This is a genomic window from Aquimarina amphilecti, assembly GCF_900109375.1.
In the GTDB taxonomy this organism is placed as follows: domain Bacteria; phylum Bacteroidota; class Bacteroidia; order Flavobacteriales; family Flavobacteriaceae; genus Aquimarina; species Aquimarina amphilecti.
In genome coordinates this window covers 90683-108938 of sequence record NZ_FOAB01000009.1, presented here as the reverse complement: position 1 = coordinate 108938, position 18256 = coordinate 90683, and the positions used below count along the sequence as shown (strand labels likewise).

Genomic DNA, 18256 nt, shown 5'->3' with positions numbered 1-18256 from the left:
TCTTATTTAAAAATTTAATTACATCAACAAAATGGAAATAAGTCCAAGTTTTTGAAATGTAAGCAACTATTACTTAATTCTTAATTAATCCTTGGCCTTCTATCCAAGGCGCACCAGCAATTTTTAACTCATTCTCAAGAGCTGGTAACGTAGAATCTATAATGGGTTGTAATTTAGTTTTCACTTTCTTTAACTGACTTTGCACTGTTTTCAAGAAAGTCTTATGCTCTTCTGTTGGACCATATGTATTACCCGAAAATCTTCCTAACGAACCGCCATTACTAGCCGTAGGATTAGATCGTTCTCCTATTTGATCCTTTATTTTATCACCGTTAAGTTCTTTATCAATGTTTAGTAAAGCTATTTTAGTTTCATTTAATCTCTTATACAAATCATCAGATGAAGTAGATGCTTTGTTGAAAGCTCTTAACATAGCAGCAACTTTTTGTTGACTTCTTGATAATGAGATATTGGTTGCTGTTAAATCCTGTTGGAATGCAAAGGTAGCCTCTCTAAATTTATCCATTTCTTCATATGGTTGTCTAGGTAATGCCCCTTCAAACAAAGGAGTTACATTAAACGATTCCGGACCTTGTAATACGGTAGTGACACCATCAATTCTCTTTAATAATGTCACGGTATAATTTCCTGGTGTAACCATAATTCCTCCTCTACGAAATCCACCACGAGTATTTCGTGGTGCTCTCAAACGTTCTCCATTTTTACGAGGATAGGTTAAATTCCAGTTAACACGGTTAAAACCTTTTTTGTTCGTACCTTTTACAGTATTTACTATCTTTCCATTTTTATCTTTGATAACCAATTGCAATAAGGGACCATCCTGTCTTTCTTCATCTTCAAGAGCTTTCCATCCAGGAAACTTAGCATTTCCTTTTTTTTCTTTTTGTTTTCTTATCTCTTTTTTAGACTTGATTTTAGCAGGCATATAATACGTAAAATTAGCCCCAAAGGGTGGGTTTTTAGCAATCCATTCTGCATCACCTTGACTACCAACTCTACTTGCTTGTCGATACCAATCTACTTTCTTAACAGGGAATAAAGTAGCTTCTGTGGTATTCATACTTTTATTAAAATTACGTAATGGCGTAATATCATCCAAAATGAATATTCCTCTACCAAATGAACCTACTACCAAGTCGTTTTCGCGTCTTTGGATAGTGATATCTCTAATTGGAATTGTAGGCATTCCCCCTTCTAATTTAGTCCAACTAACACCGCCATTAGAAGTAAAGTAAACTCCGAGCTCGGTCGCAGCGAACAATAAATCTTTCTTAACATGATCCTGAACTAATCGCCAAATCAGTAATTTATTTGGCAAGTTCCCATTAATTAATGTCCAAGTTTTTCCTTTATCACTACTTTTTATAATATAAGGTTTATAGTCACCATATTTATGATTATCCAACGCAGCATAAACTACATTAGCATCAAAAAGGTCTGCCCGTACATCATTAACAAAAGGAGTCGTAGGCAACCCTTTAATTGTATTTAGTGTAATTTTTCTCCAAGAAGCACCTCCATCTTCCGTTACCTGAATTAAACCATCATCTGTACCTGCATACAACAATCCTTCTTGTTTTGGAGATTCTGCTAATGAGGTAATTGTATTATAATTAGACATTGCATAAACATCCCAGGCATTATCCCAACTCTGTGGTTTGTCATAATAAGGAAAAGTAACACGTTCTTGATTCAGCGTTAAATCTTCGGATATAGGTTCCCATCCATCTCCTCTATTTTCTGATTTCCAGACACGTTGAGAAGCAAAATAAAGTCTTTTGGGGTTATGTGTACTCACTACGATAGGAGCATCCCAATTAAAACGTTCATATGGATCACCTTCTCTTGCTTGAGGTTGGATAAAGACAGTCTCTCTTGTCTTACTATCTATTCGCCACAAAGCACCCTGTTGGAATTCTCCATACGTTATATCTGGATTTCCAGGTTCCGTAGCAGTCTGCGCTCCATCTGCTCCTAATGTTTTCCACCAATCTGCACTTGCGATACCATTAGAAATAATAGTTCTAGATGGTCCTCCATGAGATCCGTTGTCCTGAGTACCGCCATAAACATTATAGAAAGGTAGAGCATCATCTACCGCTATTTTAAAATATTGTGTAATTGGTAAATTTCTAACATATTTCCAACTTTTGGTATGATCAAAACTTTCATATAAACCACCATCAGTTCCGATTAATAAATAATTAGGGTCAGATTTTTTAAAAACCAAAGCATGACTATCACTATGCTGATTAGATCTAGGCATATTCGTGAATGTTTTCCCGTGATCTGTTGAAATCAAAGCACTATTATTCATCATAAAAAGTGTTCCTTCCTGATGAGGAGATGCAATTAATTCTTGATAATAATGAGGTCCAGTACCTCCAGAAACAGCATCTGATTGTTTACGCCAAGTTGTACCTCCATTAGCAGACATATATACGCCTCCTTTTCTTCTATCTAATTCGATAGCTGCATAAATAACTTCAGCATTAAATGGAGACATTGCTAATCCTATTTTACCAAGATTTGATTTAGGAATACCATTCTTGAGTGGTTGCCAAGTTTCTCCTCCATCGGTACTTTTATGAAGTCCCGATCCAGGACCACCTCCTAAATAACCAGCGACTGTTCTATGTCTTTGCCAAGTTGCTGCATACAAAACATCTGGATTATTTGGATCTATAAGCATATCAGTCCCACCAACCCATTCTTGATCTCCAAGTGTACGTTTCCAAGTTTTTCCACCATCACTTGTTTTAAAAACACCTCGATCACCACCCTTACTCCAAAGTGGACCTTGGGAAGCTACCCATATAATATCAGAATTTTCAGGATGAATAATGATTTTAGAAATATGTTCAGAGTTTTCTAACCCCATGTTTTTCCAAGTTTTACCGTCATTATGACTTACATAAATACCATCACCAAAACCTACATGACGTCCACCAACATTTTCTCCAGTACCAACCCAAATCGTATTAGGATTATTAGCATCAATAGTTACACACCCTATAGAGTATACCTTTTGTTTATCAAATAAAGGAGTCCAAGTTGTTCCTGAGTTAGAAGTCTTCCAGACACCTCCTGATCCTACAGCAACATACCATATGTTTTCATTTTCTGGATGAATAGCTATATCTGCTATTCTTCCTGAAGTCATTGCTGGGCCAATATTTCTAAATGCTAATCCACTAAATGGATTTTTGGATTTCTCTTTAAGTTTTTCTTGAGAATGTACATTGAAAGTTATGCTAAATGTCACTACAAAAAGCATAATGAATTTAAAAAAAAGATTCATTTGTGTGAGTTATTTTGGTTTTATTAGTTGAATAAAATATGCTGCTGAAAAGAAGCGGATCTGAAATTACAAAATAAGTATTAAGGATCTCCTGGACACCTTAAAATTTAAGAATACTTTCACTTCCTAGGTTATATGTCTGTTCCTGCAGGAAGAAGAAACTTAAAATCACTATTATAAAAAAATGCGTGACATCCGGCCACGCATTTTATAAATATATCTCTTTAAGAATTATATTACACCACAAATAACGGTTTATCAGCCATCATAGCATTTACATCATTCGCAATATTATGCAATTCTTCTTCATTCTCTACATTGTTGATTACTCTATCAATCAATTCAACGATTGTTAGCATGTCATCTTCTTTTAATCCACGGGTTGTAACTGCGGCAACTCCAATACGGATACCAGAAGTTACAAATGGTGATTTATCATCAAATGGAACCATATTCTTGTTCACAGTAATCTCTGCAACTCCTAATGCTTCTTCTGCCTGTTTTCCTGTTACATCCTTATTTCTAAGATCAATCAACATCATGTGATTATCAGTACCTGCTGAGATTACCTCATATCCTTTTTTCACAAATGCATCTGCCATCGTAGCTGCATTTTTCTTTACCTGGATAATATAATGTAAAAACTCGTCAGTCAATGCTTCTCCAAAAGCGATAGCTTTAGCAGCAATAATATGCTCTAATGGACCTCCTTGGTTTCCGGGAAACACTGCACTATTCATTAAAGAAGACATCATTCGTTTCTTACCACTTTTTAGGGTTAATCCAAATGGGTTTTCAAAATCTTTCCCCATTAAAATCAATCCTCCTCTAGGACCTCTTAAAGTCTTATGTGTTGTAGTTGTTACAACATGACAGTGAGGAATAGGATCTGCAATAACTCCTTTTGCAATCATACCTGCTGGATGTGCAATATCTGCTAATAGAATTGCTCCTACACTATCTGCAATCTCTCTAAATCTCTTATAATCAATCTCTCTAGAATATGCTGAGGCTCCAGCGATAATTAACTGAGGCTTCTCTGCAGTAGCAATTTCCTGAATTTTATCATAGTTTAATCTTCCTGTCTCCTTCTCTACTCCGTAAAAAACAGGATTGTATAATTTACCCGAGAAGTTTACTGGAGATCCATGAGTAAGGTGCCCTCCATGAGAAAGATCAAACCCTAATATTTTATCTCCTGGTTTTAAACAAGCATGATATACAGCTGTATTTGCCTGTGATCCAGAATGTGGTTGTACGTTTGCATATTCGGCTCCGAACAATTCCTTAGCACGATCGATTGCAATTTGTTCTACTACATCTACTACGGAACATCCTCCATAATATCGTTTTCCAGGGTACCCTTCTGCATATTTGTTTGTTAATACCGAACCGGCAGCCTCCATAACTTGTTCACTTACAAAATTCTCTGAAGCAATCAATTCTAATCCATTAATCTGACGCTCTTTTTCGTCCTGTATTAAATCAAAAATTTGTTCGTCGCGTTGCATGTTTATTCTTTTATAAAATAGATGTCCAAAAATAGGAACATTCCTTAAAATAAGTTAATGGAATATTAATAAATATGAACATTTTCTTCACAATTAGAAATATCACATTTTTTAATTAACTTTCACATAAATAACATATCTAAAACATTCTAAAATTATATATTTGATCATAAGAAGTACCAACAACTTATTAAAAAAACGACAATGCCCATAACTGCAAATAACCCAAATAGAAAAACCTGGATAAAAACTCCAACGAATACGGATTTCCCTATTCAAAATATTCCTTTTGGAGTGTTTCTTACCAGAGACGATGTGATAACTATAGGAACCAGAATCGGAGATACTGCTATTGATCTTGGTGCTCTTCATCAACTTGGTTATTTTGATGAAATTCCATTAACTGATGACATATTTTTACAAGATTCCCTAAATGACTTTATCTCCGACGGAAAAAAAACTTGGAGATTAGTTCGTAATAGAATTGCTGAAATTTTTGATACTGAAAATGACACATTAAAAACCAATAAAGAACATTGTAAAATTGTACTTTTTACTTTAGATGAAATAGAAATGCAATTGCCAGTAACTGTAGGAGATTATACAGACTTCTACAGTAGTATTGAACACGCTACCAATGTAGGGACAATGTTTAGAGATCCTGATAATGCTCTACTTCCTAATTGGTTACATATACCTGTAGGATATCATGGACGTAGTAGCTCAATTATTCCATCAGGAATTCCTGTACACCGCCCTCAAGGTCAAAAATTAATCAATGGAACAGATAAGCCAATTTTCGGTCCATCAAGATTAGTAGATTTCGAATTGGAAATGGCATTTATTACTACAGATGCTAATCATCTTGGTGAACCTATTCCGATTGACGAAGCGGAGGATTATATTTTTGGTTTAGTATTATTTAATGATTGGAGTGCTAGAGATATTCAGAAATGGGAATATGTTCCTTTAGGTCCATTTCTAGCCAAAAACTTTGCATCCTCTATATCACCTTGGATTGTTACCCTAGATGCGCTAGAACCATATCGTGTTGCAGGACCAAAACCACTAAAAGAACAGCTTCCTTATTTACAATATAAAGGAGATAAAAGTTTTGACATCAATCTAGAAGTTGCAATACAACCAGAAAAAGCTAAAGAAACAATTGTTTCTAAAAGTAATTTTAAACATATGTATTGGAATATGTCTCAACAACTAGCTCATCACACTATCAATGGATGTCCAGTAAATTCTGGAGATATGATGGGAAGCGGAACTATATCTGGGCCAACTCCTGATTCTTATGGTTCTATGTTAGAATTAAGCTGGAGAGGAGAAAAACCTGTACCGCTTAAAGATGGTGGCAGCCGTAAATTTATTGAAGATAATGATACCGTTATTATGAGAGGCCATTGTGAAAAAGGTGGTGTAAGAATTGGATTTGGCGAGGTATCCACAAAATTGCTTCCTGTATTCAAAAAATAGAATAAAACTAATATTATAAAAAAACCTCAAAATTTACTTTGAGGTTTTTTTATTACCTTTTGGCATCAAAATTGAATAGGTGTCCCCCAAACGTATTACATTATGAAACGAATTCTACTTTTATTATTAGTTATTGTTTTTACATTTTCTTGCGGAGTTAAGAAAGGTGCTTTTGAAAACCTTGACTCTGGTAATTATGATCAAGCAATTAATACTTCTATAAAAAAACTGAGAGGAAATAAAAATAAAAAAGGAAGGCAAGACTACGTTATTATACTAGAAGAAGCATTCGTAAGAGCTGTTGATCGCGATATAAATGCTATTACCTTTCTTGAAAAAGAAGGTAATCCTGCTAATCTAGAAAAAATCTATAATTGTTATAATACATTAAAGAATAGACAAGAACGAATTCGTCCTTTGTTACCTCTTTATCACGTAGAACAAGCACGTAATGCAAACTTTACTTTTGACAATTACGATCAAAAAATAATAAATACTAAAGAAAAATTATCTACATATCTATATGATAGTGCAAAATCATTGTTATCTAAAGCAAGAAGAAAATCGGATTTTCGTAATGTTTACAATGATTTAGTATATCTAAATAAAATAAGTCCAAATTATAAAAACACAGACGACTTAATTGAAGAAGCACATTTTAAAGGGACTGATTTCGTTAAAGTATCTATGAAGAACAATACAAATGTTATCATACCTAGAAGATTAGAAGACGATCTACTTAATTTTAGTACCTATGGTTTAAATGATCTTTGGACCGTATACCATAATGAACCTCAGCGATCGATAAAATATGATTATTTAATGGAAGTTGCTTTTAGACAAATAAATATTTCTCCAGAGCAAATTAGAGAAAGACAATTAGAAAAAGAAAAACTAATTAAGGATGGGTGGGAATATCTTTTAGACGAAAATGATGAATTTGTGCGTGATGAAGAAGGTAATAAAATTAAAATTGACAAAATGGTAACTGTGCGATGTGAATATTATGAGTTCATACAGTTTAAAGAAGCACAAGTAGTTGGTAACGTTCAATATAAAAACCTTAATACCAAACAATTACTAGACGCATTCCCTCTTTCGAGCACATATGTTTTTGAACATGTATATGCAAACTACAATGGAGATAAAAGAGCTTTGGATGATGATTTAGTTCGCTATTTAGGATTACAAGCAGTTCAATTTCCTACTAATGAACAAATGGTTTATGATTCTGGACAAGATTTAAAAAACAAGTTAAAAGGTATTATAACAAGATATCGTTTCAATTAATTACTTGACTTATAAAAATTATATCTTTAATGATCTCTAAAGACATCTTACTAGAAGCTGAAGCAGTTCTAAAAGAATATAAGCGCGGTGAACAGCTTTTTAAAGAAGGTGATACTCCTCGTTATTATTATCAAGTATATTCTGGAGAAATTAAGATGAATAATCATAATGACGATGGTAAAGAATATATACAGGGTATTTTCGATAGTGGAAAAAGCTTTGGAGAGCCACCGCTCTTTGCCGATTTTAAATACCCCGCTAATGCCGAAGCAATTACCGATGCAAGAATATGGTTGTTACCGAAAGACAAATTTCTGAAAGTATTAGAAAAGAACCCTTTAATTCATCATAAGTTTACAAGTACATTAGCATTGCGATTATATTACAAAGCTATGATGGTTTCTGAAATTTCAACACAAGAACCTGAACATAGAATTCTCCGAATTTTAGATTACTTCAAGAAAAATAATCAAAATACTACTACGGCCTCTTCGCTTTATAAAATAGAACTCACTCGCCAACAATTAGCAGACTTAACAGGTTTAAGGGTTGAAACCGTCATTAGAGCCGTTAAAAAACTAGAACAAAAAGGAGAATTATTAATTAAAGACAGAAAAATATACCGATAACTTTTTTCTTTATGATCAAGGTCATAAACTGAACACTATTTCCTGAAATATCTTTGAACATAACTTCAAAACAAAACGTTATGTACTCCAAATTATTAAAAGATTTTAGAGAAATGTATATGGCATATATCCCATTAATGATCATTTTGTCTAGCTGTTTAGGATCGGTAGCTGCGATGTATATATTAATGCAAGAACGATCTTCAATGCAAGTAATTCAATTAACCGTTTGTGTTATTATTTGCATGACATTTAATGCCTCTATTCTAGCACAAATGAAGCCGAAATTTGTTTTTAATTTATTGATAGCGAGCCTAACAATTAATGCACTCTTAGTGCTATTAAACTTTGGATATTATTCATAATAAAAAGTGTTATGAAACCAATAAAAAAAAGAGATATAGAAACCAGAAAAGATATTTATGACCTAGTATCACAGTTCTATACTAAAATAAGAAAGGAGAACATATTAGGCCCCATTTTTAATCAAACAATAAGCAATTGGGATGAACACCTTGATAGATTAACTGACTTCTGGGAAACCAATCTATTATTTGTTGCCAAGTATAAAGGGAACCCTATCCAATTACATCAAAAAGTTGATGCAGCTTTTCATGGTAAAATAACCGAAAAACATTTTGGTATCTGGCTAAATTTATGGTTTGCAACAATTGATGAATTATATACAGGAGAAAAAGCCCAAACTGCTAAAAGAAGAGCAAGAAAGATGTCTACACACCTATTCATAAAAATGTATGAATCTAGAATATCACAAAAAACTACATGTCCTTTTCTTAACGAAAATAACAATAACGTTTTTTAAACAAACTGATGCAAAACTTGCGGAGTAATAGCGCTATGAGAGGCATGATGAACCGCTTCTTTATTTCTGATAACAATAAATTGAGGAGATTCATGATATACCTGAAACTTTGCAGATATTTCTGAAGAAATATCTCTATGATTTAATAAATCCAGATAATACAAGTCTACTTGATTTTCCAAAAGATCAAAACTACTTTCAAAATTTCTAATCACCATTCTACTAATACCACAGCGAGTAGAATGTTTAAAAATAGCCTGTGTTTTACTAACAGAAGCTTCAGCTATTTTATCTAACTGATCTATCGATTTCAATTCTTGCCAAGGTAAAGCCTGTTTTTCTTCTTTAGGCTCTTTATCTTCTGATCCAAAAATTTTTCCAAATAATCCCATATACTTAATTTCTTAAAATCATTACAAACTTAATTAAATGATTTTTAATAATTGACATTTATCATTCTTTGTCGTAATAGAATCTGTAACTTTACAATAAGTCAAAAAGTCAGTAAAAATAGCCCTGTTGCAGACATTTTGACCTGTTTTCAGAATGGGAATATTATTTGATTTATCCTCTCAAAAGATGAAAACAAACAGATATGAAATAAGCTAAACTTATTAGTTTATTATGACTAAAAGTTTAATAGTTAATCCTACCTAACCGTCGACTAAGGTAGATCTGAACACAAAAAAAATAAAAGATGAATTTTAATAATTTCACTATAAAATCACAAGAGGCTATCCAGCAAGCTCAACAACTTGCTCAAGGTTATGGCCATCAACAAATTGAGAATGAACACATTTTTAAAGGCATATTTAATGTAGATGAAAATGTACTCCCTTTTCTTTTGAAAAAATTGAATGTTAATATCAACATATTACAACAAGTATTAGATAGTACGTTAGAAAGTTTCCCTAAAGTAAGTGGCGGAGATATTCAATTATCACGTGAGGCTGGAAAATCTTTAAATGAAGCTAGTATTATTGCTAAATCTATGGAAGATGAATATGTATCCATTGAACATTTAGTAATTGCAATCTTTAAATCTAAAAGTAAAATTGGTCAAATCCTAAAAGACCAAGGCGTCACCGAAAAACATCTAAAAGAAGCCATTAATGAAATCAGAAAAGGAGAACGTGTAACTTCCCAAAGTGCTGAGGAAACCTACCAATCTTTGAGTAAATATGCGAAAAATCTCAATGATTTAGCAGAGAATGGCAAACTAGATCCTGTAATAGGTAGAGATGAAGAAATCCGTAGAATTTTACAGATTCTATCAAGAAGAACAAAAAACAATCCTATGTTAGTTGGAGAACCTGGTACAGGTAAAACAGCTATTGCAGAAGGATTAGCACATCGAATTGTTGCTGGTGATATACCAGACAACTTAAAAGAAAAGCAGATATATTCATTAGATATGGGAGCTCTAATTGCCGGAGCAAAATTTAAAGGAGAGTTTGAAGAACGACTAAAAGCTGTTGTAAAAGAAGTAACCTCTAGTGATGGGAATATTGTATTATTCATTGATGAAATTCATACACTAGTCGGTGCTGGAGGTGGTCAAGGAGCCATGGATGCTGCAAATATTTTGAAACCAGCTTTAGCACGAGGAGAATTAAGAGCTATTGGAGCGACTACACTTGATGAATATCAAAAGTATTTCGAAAAAGATAAAGCCCTAGAAAGAAGATTTCAGAAAGTAATTGTTGACGAACCAGATACTGAAAGTGCGATTTCTATTCTTAGAGGAATAAAGGAAAAATATGAAGCTCATCATAAAGTAAGAATCAAAGACGAAGCTATTATTGCTGCTGTAGAACTTTCTCAAAGATACATCACCAATAGGTTTTTACCCGACAAAGCGATTGACCTTATGGATGAAGCTGCCTCTAAACTTCGAATGGAAATTAATTCTAAACCAGAAGAATTGGATGCGTTAGATCGTAAGATTATGCAATTAGAAATAGAAATAGAAGCTATCAAACGTGAAAATGATGAGTCTAAATTGAAATCACTAAATGCCGATCTTGCAAATTTCAAAGAAGAAAGAAATGAGATTTTTTCTAAATGGCAGAGCGAAAAAGAAGTTGTAGATGCTATTCAAAATACTAAAACAAATATAGAAGAATATAAATCTGAAGCAGAAAGAGCTGAAAGAAATGGAGACTATGGAAAAGTTGCAGAACTACGCTATGGAAAAATTAAAGATTCTCAGGAGAAATTAGAAATACTACAAGAACAACTTAATCAACAACAAAGTAAATCTTCATTGATAAAAGAAGAAGTTACCAATGATGATATAGCCGAAGTAGTTGCTAAATGGACGGGGATTCCGGTAACAAGAATGTTACAAAGTGATCGCGAAAAACTTTTAGTTTTAGAAAAAGAATTGCAAAATAGAGTAGTCGGACAAACTGAAGCCATACAAGCTGTAAGTGATGCCGTAAGAAGAAGTCGTGCAGGGTTACAAGATCAGAAAAGACCAATTGGATCTTTCCTTTTTCTAGGAACAACAGGAGTGGGTAAAACAGAATTAGCAAAAGCTTTGGCTGATTACCTCTTTAATGATGAAAGTGCAATGACCAGAATTGATATGAGTGAATACCAAGAACGTCACGCAGTAAGTAGATTAGTAGGAGCTCCTCCTGGATATGTTGGATATGACGAAGGTGGACAATTAACAGAAGCAGTTAGAAGAAAACCATATTCTGTAATATTGTTAGATGAAATTGAAAAAGCACATCCTGACACCTTCAATATATTATTACAAGTATTGGATGAAGGTCGTTTAACAGACAATAAAGGGAGAACGGCTGATTTTAGAAATACTATTATTATTATGACTAGTAACATGGGAAGTCATATTATTCAGCAAAAGTTTGAAGCAGTGAAAGATGTAGATACTGCTATGGAAAGTGCTAAAATTGAAGTTCTAGGGTTATTAAAACAATCAGTTCGTCCTGAGTTTTTAAATAGAATAGATGATATCATAATGTTTACTCCATTAAGTGAAACACATATCAAAGAAATTGTAAAATTGCAATTAAGAAATGTATCTCAGATGTTAAAGGAACAAAACATAACTCTTGATGCTACAGATGAAGCTATTAATTTTTTATCGAAAAAAGGATTCCAGCCGGAGTTTGGTGCCAGACCGGTAAAACGTACTATACAAAAAGAAGTGTTGAATTCGTTATCTAAAGAAATCCTCGCAGGGAAAATATCCACAGAAAGTATTATATTACTAGACGAGTTTGACAACAATTTAGTGTTTAGAAATCAAACCGACCTAGTCCTATAACGCTACTAGTGTTAATTAAATCTTAAAAAAAAGAGCTTGTTTTTTGTTAAAAACAAGCTCTTTTTCTATTCATTAAGAAAAAAATAACATAGCATAACCTATCATTAAATCAATAATTTATGGTTTTACCGTAGTTATCAACAAGCATATTCTTACATGGTTGATAAGTATTTCTTACAAAAGATAAACTTTTGAGTAAATTGCTTCTTAATGAAACCAACTTTAGTATTATACTTTTGCATACTTTCTTTCACCTTCACTTTTGGTCAAAATCAAAAGGGGAATCTTGCTGATATTAAGAGTAAGTATTCTCTTATAAGAGAACTTGTAGACAGTAATACGCTTAGGCAATATCATACAGATTATACTTGTGAAGAATCTTTAGAAAAGGGTATGATCACTTTCTATTATAATAGTCGCGAATTAAAGCATATTATTCATCAATACACACAAGGGCATGTCTCTTATAAAGATGAATATTACATTTGGGACGATCAACTATTTTTTGAATTCTCAACTCATAAAGTAAAATACAAAGACTACGAAAAGAACAGAAAAAAGAGAATTGAAAAAATAGATGTTGTATTAACCTTAGAAGAACGATTTTATTTTGATAATTTTGAGCCTATCAAATGTCAATTCAAGGATTTCGAAACCAGAAGTAATCGAACTAAAAACCCTCGAACCAACTATGTACGAAATCAAACTACAGATTGTGATCAATCCGGTAGAATAATAGAAAAATATTACATTCTTTTAGAATATCAAGATTTAGATATAGTAGATGCCTGCGAACTGCCAAGAAGCATTGCAAAAATAGTATCTGATGATATTATTTATAGCAGTTTAGGTAAAAACTAACAAGAATTATCTTAAAATAATTCTTTTGATTACAGAAGTATCATCATAATAAAATCTTACCAAGTAAACCCCTGCGGATAGATTTAGATTAACTTTTGTTATTTCTTCAAAAGGCTGTTCAACCAAAACATTACCTAAGGTATCTAACACTTCTAAATCTCCGCGTTTTCCTTTTGCAGATATCATAATATAACTATTAGCAGGATTAGGATATAATGAGAATCTATTTATTTCATTATCATCTATAGACAAAGTATTGGACCATACTTGTCCTGCATTATTACCCCATATATATTCTGCTAGATCTGGTTGATCTATAAAAGGATTACGATTGAATTGCCAATTATAAATAACATTATTACGATTCATTTCAAAATCATCCGGAGGATCGTTTCTATGCCAATCTAATAACGTAGCCAAATCTCCAAGTTCAGATATTGTACTATCCGTATCGTCCGGAAAACCATTAACAACTTGTAGTGCTTTATACCTAGTTACAAGGAAAAAAATACCTCGAGCTACATCACCTTTCCAACTACCTAGATTGCCTGTTGGGCCATTGTATTCTCCATAATGCTGATTTCCTCTAGAGCTATTCTCATTAGAATCTGTAGCTCTTAAACCATGTGCATCAGAATTAGCATGACGTAATGAATCTGCATTTGTTGTGACAAAACCAGAAATACCATCAGCTATATCATCAAAATCTCTGAAATCTTGAAACTCACCTCTAGATCTAGGATACGTATGTTCCCGGTTCCAAGTTTCATTTATATCAGTTAATCCTGCAAAATCTAATTTAGGGCGTTGTTGTTCTGTATATAATAGCCAAACTTGATTACTGTTTTCTGGACTTTGATCTGCACTACCTAGAATCTCTACAATATCTGCATACGAATGTGTTCTTACTGTAGTTGGATCAGCTACAATATCCTGAATAGCTTGAACCAAAGCCGCATCTGCTAAACCTTCTAAAGAATTATAATAATCTACTGGTGCCGTACTGGCTACATTACCAAAAGTTGGATTTAAAGGTGTTCCCCAAGAAGCTACAGTGAAATCGTTATCTATAACTCGTAGTTCTTTATTATCATTAAGACGAATAAAACCTGATGGAATCGTACCAAAAGTAATTTTCAAAACTTCATCTCCTTCATCATCCACATCATCAATCAGTTGAATTGTATTAGTCACCGTATTCGTTCCCGCGGTAATAGTTACCGAAGTGTTTCCTGAATAATCTGCCATTGTAAAGCTTTCATTCGCTAGTGTAACATCAAAGGTAAGGTCACTCGTTACATTTGTTTCTGTCGTAAATACGATATCTACATTGTCTCCTTCATTATATTGATCAAAAGAAGTAGTTATCAAAATACCATTAAATTGAGTACCACTTCCATCATTAAGTGCTCCTGGAGTAGGAGTTTTTACCTCGTATGTGCCATCATCCTTACGTTGGATGGATTCTGTAGTTTTATTATTATTCTCATCCTCATTGATTTGTTCCATAACCCCCAATAAAGTCATAAGGCCTGTATCATCAGCATCATCCGTGTCATGAATTAGTGCATCTAACAAATTAGTAGTCGTTGCAATAGTTCCTTCGGGAAAATCTGTATCATTTCCTATATAAATAGCTACTGCATCTGCCCCATTCTGTATAATATTCTCTGATAACAAAACATCAGGTACTGGAGAAACTTCAGGGCCACCAATTAAAAAAACCCCGTTAGCATCTGTGGTATATCCATCAAGATCCAATGTAAAATAACTTGCATCTCCTCCACTTGTCGAACCATTGAATAAAACAACAACAAACCCATTTAAAGAAAAATTTGGAGCATCGGATTTCAATTCTATAAATTCTTGAGTATCTGTACTAGGTGTATCAGCATCTAATTCATTAATTACAAGCTGACCAAAAGAAAATTGTACAAAAAGTAATATAAAAACAAAAATGTAGAGATTTTTCATAACCATAAAAATTAGCATTACAATATAGGTATAATACTTAGCCCACTAGGTTATCTTTATATTAAAAAGTTAGATCTTATGAAAAAAATTAAAATATAATGTTAAAAACAAATTTTAAAATATACCATTTGGTATATTTTATATATATTTGATGCATAACTTTTTATAAATGCTTACTAAAGCCGAAAAAACAACTGAATTTATCGTTCAAACCGTTGCTCCTATTTTTAATAAGAATGGATATGCAGCAACAAGTCTGAGCGACATTACTAAGGCAACTGGTTTAACTAAAGGCGCAATTTATGGAAACTTTAAAAACAAGGAAGAATTAGCTATTGCAGCATTTACTATGACTGTAAAAAGTATGTTAAGGCGTATAACAGACCATCAAACACTTAGTAATTCTTCAATTGAAAAATTATTTCTTATTACGGATTTTTATCGAAACTATTATAATTACAGTCAAGAACTAGGAGGATGCCCAATTCTTAATATGGGAGTTGATGCTAAACACCAAAACAGTCCCCTTTTTAAATATGTTCAATACACCATTGATAAAATTCAAAATAATGTTGCTCTACTTATTAATGAAGGAAAACAATCTAAAGAAATAAAACAAGATATTGATTCTGTGCTATATGCCAAAAGGCTATATACTATGATTATTGGTGCAATATTTATGACACATACTATGGAGGATAACAGTTATTTATTACAAACAATGGATCAGATAGACACTATGATTCAAAATGAATTAAAACTATAAACTTTTTTTTAAACAAAAATATACCAATTGGTATAAAATAAAAAATATTATGACAATATTACCAAAAACACTAGAAAGTAAAGCAAAAATAAGGTTTCAGCATTGCGATCCATTCAATCACCTTAATAATGCAGAATACATTAATTACATGATTAACGCAAGAGAAGACCAAATAATTAACCATTACGATTTAGATCTATTCAAAATGGCTCAAACACAAGGTGTAAGCTGGGTTGTAGGTAGTAATCAAATTGCATATTTGCGACCTGCACTCTTAATGGAAGACGTCATTATTGATTCTCAACTTATATCATTTTCAGAAAATGAACTACACGTAGAAATACGAATGTGGAATCACAATAAAAAAGAGTTAAAAGCTGTTATGTGGAGCTCTTTTGTTCATTTCAATTTATTAAAACAAAAAAGATGGAATCATACTCCTGAACTAATGGAATTGTTTAATTCTGTATTAAATCCAATAGAGGCTAACACTTTTAATCAAAGAATTTCCGAACTAAAACCACAAAAAGTGTAACATATAGTTTCTAATGGAGTCTTATAAATACATCAATCAACAAAATCTAACCATTATGAAGACTTCTGATGATCTTGGCTCCTCTCAAAAGAAGAGGAGTTCATATTTTTTTATTGCCTTTTTTGTAATCGCAGTATTATCCATGGCAATAGTTGCCTGGAAATTAGGAGTATTTGAATAATTTTATTTTTCACTCCTTACAAAATATTAATTATATAATTTGTAGATTATATAATTAAAAAGGGCTTTGTTTTCTATAACAGAGCTCTTTTTAATATCTACAATGTTGTATTTTGGCATAGCAGAAAATTCTCTCCCATCCGATTCAGTTTTATTTTTTCAACCTAATTAATTATTATTTTATCGAAAAGCTACACTTTTCAATACTAAACGGTTATTTCCTTCGTTCCCGTAAAATCTGATTAACTAGTGTTTTTCAGGTTTATTAATCTCCCAAATCAAAAATTATGAAACTCAAATTTACACGTAAAAAACAATTTTCATTATCAATATCAATACTTTCCTTTTTTCTAATTTTCAATTCTTTTAGCTACGCTCAAACGGTTGTAGAAAGATATGGAAGATTACAAGTAAATGGAAGCCACGTTACTGCAGAAAATGGTGATAAGATAAGTCTAGCAGGAATGAGTCTATTTTGGAGTAATGCAGGAGATGGTGGTGACTTTTATAATAGTCAAACTATAAATCATTTAGCTGATGATTGGAAAAATCCAATCATTAGAGCCGCCCTTGGTGTTAAAGAAGATTGGGATGGTGGAACTGGTTATATAGATAATACCGCGGTGCAAAAAGCTAAAATTAGAACTGTTATAGACGCAGCCATAGCGAAAGGTGTTTATGTTATCATCGATTGGCACACCCATGCAGCAGAAGTATATAAAGATGAGGCTGTAGCTTTCTTTACCGAAATGGCAGAGTTATATGGGAATAATGATCACGTTATCTATGAAATTTATAATGAACCTATAAATCAATCTTGGAGTGATGTTAAGAGTTATGCTGCTGATGTAATAGCAGGTATTCGTTCTAAAGATCCAGACAACTTAATCATTGTGGGAAGCCCTACTTGGTCGCAAGATGTTGACCAAGCAGCTGCAAACCCAATTACTGGGGACCCTAATTTAGCGTATACCTTACATTTTTATGCTAATACACATAAACAATTTTTAAGAGATCGCGCGTTAGCAGCTATGAATAGTGGAATTGCTCTATTTGTAACTGAATGGGGCACAACGGATGCCAGCGGAAACGGAGGATACAATCCACAAGAATCACAAGTTTGGTTAGACTTTATGATTGATAATCATATCAGTTATGTAAATTGGACAGTTTCTCATAAACCAGAAGATTCTTGCGTTGTGAGCCCTGGCATGGGAGTACAAGGATTGACAAATGGTAATCTAACTACATCTGGTATTTTTATCAGAAATCATTTACTATCGCGAGCAGCAACATTAAGTATTGATGATTTTACTATTAATAATGAAAAATTATCATTGAATCAAAACCCTGTTAAAGATATTCTATCAATTAATTCTAACATTATCATTGATGACCTTACAGTTTTTGATATGAACGGAAGATCTGTTTTTCATAAAGATGTAAATAAGAACAATCCAGAAGTCAATATAAACAATTTAAATTCTGGTAATTACATTTTAAAAGTAAGTTCTAATAATACCACTACAACTACTAAATTTGTAAAACATTAGGTTCATAAAAATATTATAAAATTTTACCA

General features: G+C 32.7%; 15 protein-coding genes. 11 read left to right on the top strand and 4 right to left on the bottom strand.

Annotated features, from left to right (window positions below; genetic code table 11):
• Positions 1-73: 73 nt before the first annotated feature.
• On the bottom strand, positions 74-3322 hold the full coding sequence (locus BMY33_RS20650; RefSeq protein ID WP_244543065.1) for a WD40/YVTN/BNR-like repeat-containing protein: 3249 nt from the start codon (positions 3320-3322) through the stop codon (positions 74-76).
• 236 nt (positions 3323-3558) lie between these two features.
• Positions 3559-4833, bottom strand: coding sequence for a serine hydroxymethyltransferase (gene glyA, locus BMY33_RS20645; RefSeq protein ID WP_091412035.1), 1275 nt, complete (start codon positions 4831-4833; stop codon positions 3559-3561).
• A 204-nt stretch (positions 4834-5037) separates the two neighbouring features.
• Here glyA and fahA point away from each other — a divergent pair, with 204 nt between their 5' ends.
• The 5 genes from fahA (at position 5038) to BMY33_RS20620 (ending at position 9060) form a co-directional block, all read left to right on the top strand.
• Positions 5038-6318: a fumarylacetoacetase gene (gene fahA / locus BMY33_RS20640; RefSeq protein ID WP_091412034.1), complete on the top strand. Its 1281-nt coding sequence runs from the start codon at positions 5038-5040 to the stop codon at positions 6316-6318.
• A 102-nt stretch (positions 6319-6420) separates the two neighbouring features.
• The gene (locus BMY33_RS20635; protein ID WP_091412032.1) at positions 6421-7608 is read left to right on the top strand and encodes a hypothetical protein; all 1188 of its coding nucleotides are present in this window, start codon (positions 6421-6423) and stop codon (positions 7606-7608) included.
• 29 nt (positions 7609-7637) lie between these two features.
• Complete coding sequence (locus BMY33_RS20630; RefSeq protein WP_091412030.1) at positions 7638-8237, top strand: Crp/Fnr family transcriptional regulator; 600 nt, start codon at positions 7638-7640, stop codon at positions 8235-8237.
• A gap of 80 nt (positions 8238-8317) precedes the next feature.
• Entirely contained in the window at positions 8318-8602 is a 285-nt protein-coding gene (locus BMY33_RS20625) for a hypothetical protein (protein WP_091412028.1), read from the top strand.
• A gap of 11 nt (positions 8603-8613) precedes the next feature.
• Positions 8614-9060 carry a group III truncated hemoglobin gene (locus BMY33_RS20620; RefSeq protein ID WP_091412026.1) on the top strand — a complete coding sequence of 149 codons (447 nt, stop codon included), beginning with the start codon at positions 8614-8616 and terminating at the stop codon, positions 9058-9060.
• Here BMY33_RS20620 and ytxJ read toward each other — a convergent pair.
• On the bottom strand, positions 9057-9452 hold the full coding sequence (gene ytxJ, locus BMY33_RS20615) for a bacillithiol system redox-active protein YtxJ (RefSeq protein WP_091412025.1): 396 nt from the start codon (positions 9450-9452) through the stop codon (positions 9057-9059). The two genes, BMY33_RS20620 and ytxJ, sit on opposite strands and share 4 nt — an antisense overlap.
• A 305-nt stretch (positions 9453-9757) precedes the next feature.
• Here ytxJ and clpB point away from each other — a divergent pair, with 305 nt between their 5' ends.
• The gene (clpB, locus tag BMY33_RS20610) at positions 9758-12358 is read left to right on the top strand and encodes an ATP-dependent chaperone ClpB (RefSeq protein WP_091412023.1); all 2601 of its coding nucleotides are present in this window, start codon (positions 9758-9760) and stop codon (positions 12356-12358) included.
• 210 nt (positions 12359-12568) lie between these two features.
• Positions 12569-13219 (top strand): hypothetical protein, encoded by a 651-nt coding sequence (locus tag BMY33_RS20605; protein WP_091412022.1) that lies wholly within the window; start codon positions 12569-12571, stop codon positions 13217-13219.
• Positions 13220-13225: 6 nt separating this feature from the next.
• Here BMY33_RS20605 and BMY33_RS20600 read toward each other — a convergent pair whose 3' ends face one another.
• Positions 13226-15193, bottom strand: coding sequence for an endonuclease (locus BMY33_RS20600; protein ID WP_091412181.1), 1968 nt, complete (start codon positions 15191-15193; stop codon positions 13226-13228).
• Between the two features lie 169 nt (positions 15194-15362).
• Between BMY33_RS20600 and BMY33_RS20595 the strand changes: the two genes are divergently transcribed.
• From BMY33_RS20595 to BMY33_RS20585, 4 genes are all read left to right on the top strand, one after another.
• On the top strand, positions 15363-15959 hold the full coding sequence (locus tag BMY33_RS20595; RefSeq protein ID WP_091412020.1) for a TetR/AcrR family transcriptional regulator: 597 nt from the start codon (positions 15363-15365) through the stop codon (positions 15957-15959).
• 49 nt (positions 15960-16008) lie between these two features.
• Positions 16009-16494 (top strand): acyl-CoA thioesterase, encoded by a 486-nt coding sequence (locus BMY33_RS20590; RefSeq protein ID WP_091412019.1) that lies wholly within the window; start codon positions 16009-16011, stop codon positions 16492-16494.
• A gap of 55 nt (positions 16495-16549) precedes the next feature.
• The gene (locus BMY33_RS23935) at positions 16550-16675 is read left to right on the top strand and encodes a hypothetical protein (protein ID WP_280139546.1); all 126 of its coding nucleotides are present in this window, start codon (positions 16550-16552) and stop codon (positions 16673-16675) included.
• Between the two features lie 286 nt (positions 16676-16961).
• Complete coding sequence (locus BMY33_RS20585; protein WP_091412017.1) at positions 16962-18227, top strand: cellulase family glycosylhydrolase; 1266 nt, start codon at positions 16962-16964, stop codon at positions 18225-18227.
• The last annotated feature ends 29 nt before the right edge of the window (positions 18228-18256 follow it).

What these genes read in the sequence shown, in the direction of transcription:
- BMY33_RS20630 (WP_091412030.1), top strand. Translation starts at nt 7,638, where the DNA reads ATGATCTCTAAAGACATCTTACTAGAAGCTGAAGCAGTTCTAAAAGAA.
- BMY33_RS20590 (WP_091412019.1), top strand. Translation starts at nt 16,009, where the DNA reads ATGACAATATTACCAAAAACACTAGAAAGTAAAGCAAAAATAAGGTTT.
- BMY33_RS20620 (WP_091412026.1), top strand. Translation starts at nt 8,614, where the DNA reads ATGAAACCAATAAAAAAAAGAGATATAGAAACCAGAAAAGATATTTAT.
- BMY33_RS20605 (WP_091412022.1), top strand. Translation starts at nt 12,569, where the DNA reads ATGAAACCAACTTTAGTATTATACTTTTGCATACTTTCTTTCACCTTC.
- BMY33_RS20625 (WP_091412028.1), top strand. Translation starts at nt 8,318, where the DNA reads ATGTACTCCAAATTATTAAAAGATTTTAGAGAAATGTATATGGCATAT.
- BMY33_RS20635 (WP_091412032.1), top strand. Translation starts at nt 6,421, where the DNA reads ATGAAACGAATTCTACTTTTATTATTAGTTATTGTTTTTACATTTTCT.
- glyA (WP_091412035.1), bottom strand. Translation starts at nt 4,833, where the DNA reads ATGCAACGCGACGAACAAATTTTTGATTTAATACAGGACGAAAAAGAG.
- BMY33_RS23935 (WP_280139546.1), top strand. Translation starts at nt 16,550, where the DNA reads ATGAAGACTTCTGATGATCTTGGCTCCTCTCAAAAGAAGAGGAGTTCA.
- BMY33_RS20585 (WP_091412017.1), top strand. Translation starts at nt 16,962, where the DNA reads ATGAAACTCAAATTTACACGTAAAAAACAATTTTCATTATCAATATCA.
- fahA (WP_091412034.1), top strand. Translation starts at nt 5,038, where the DNA reads ATGCCCATAACTGCAAATAACCCAAATAGAAAAACCTGGATAAAAACT.
- clpB (WP_091412023.1), top strand. Translation starts at nt 9,758, where the DNA reads ATGAATTTTAATAATTTCACTATAAAATCACAAGAGGCTATCCAGCAA.
- BMY33_RS20595 (WP_091412020.1), top strand. Translation starts at nt 15,363, where the DNA reads ATGCTTACTAAAGCCGAAAAAACAACTGAATTTATCGTTCAAACCGTT.
- BMY33_RS20600 (WP_091412181.1), bottom strand. Translation starts at nt 15,193, where the DNA reads ATGAAAAATCTCTACATTTTTGTTTTTATATTACTTTTTGTACAATTT.
- BMY33_RS20650 (WP_244543065.1), bottom strand. Translation starts at nt 3,322, where the DNA reads ATGAATCTTTTTTTTAAATTCATTATGCTTTTTGTAGTGACATTTAGC.
- ytxJ (WP_091412025.1), bottom strand. Translation starts at nt 9,452, where the DNA reads ATGGGATTATTTGGAAAAATTTTTGGATCAGAAGATAAAGAGCCTAAA.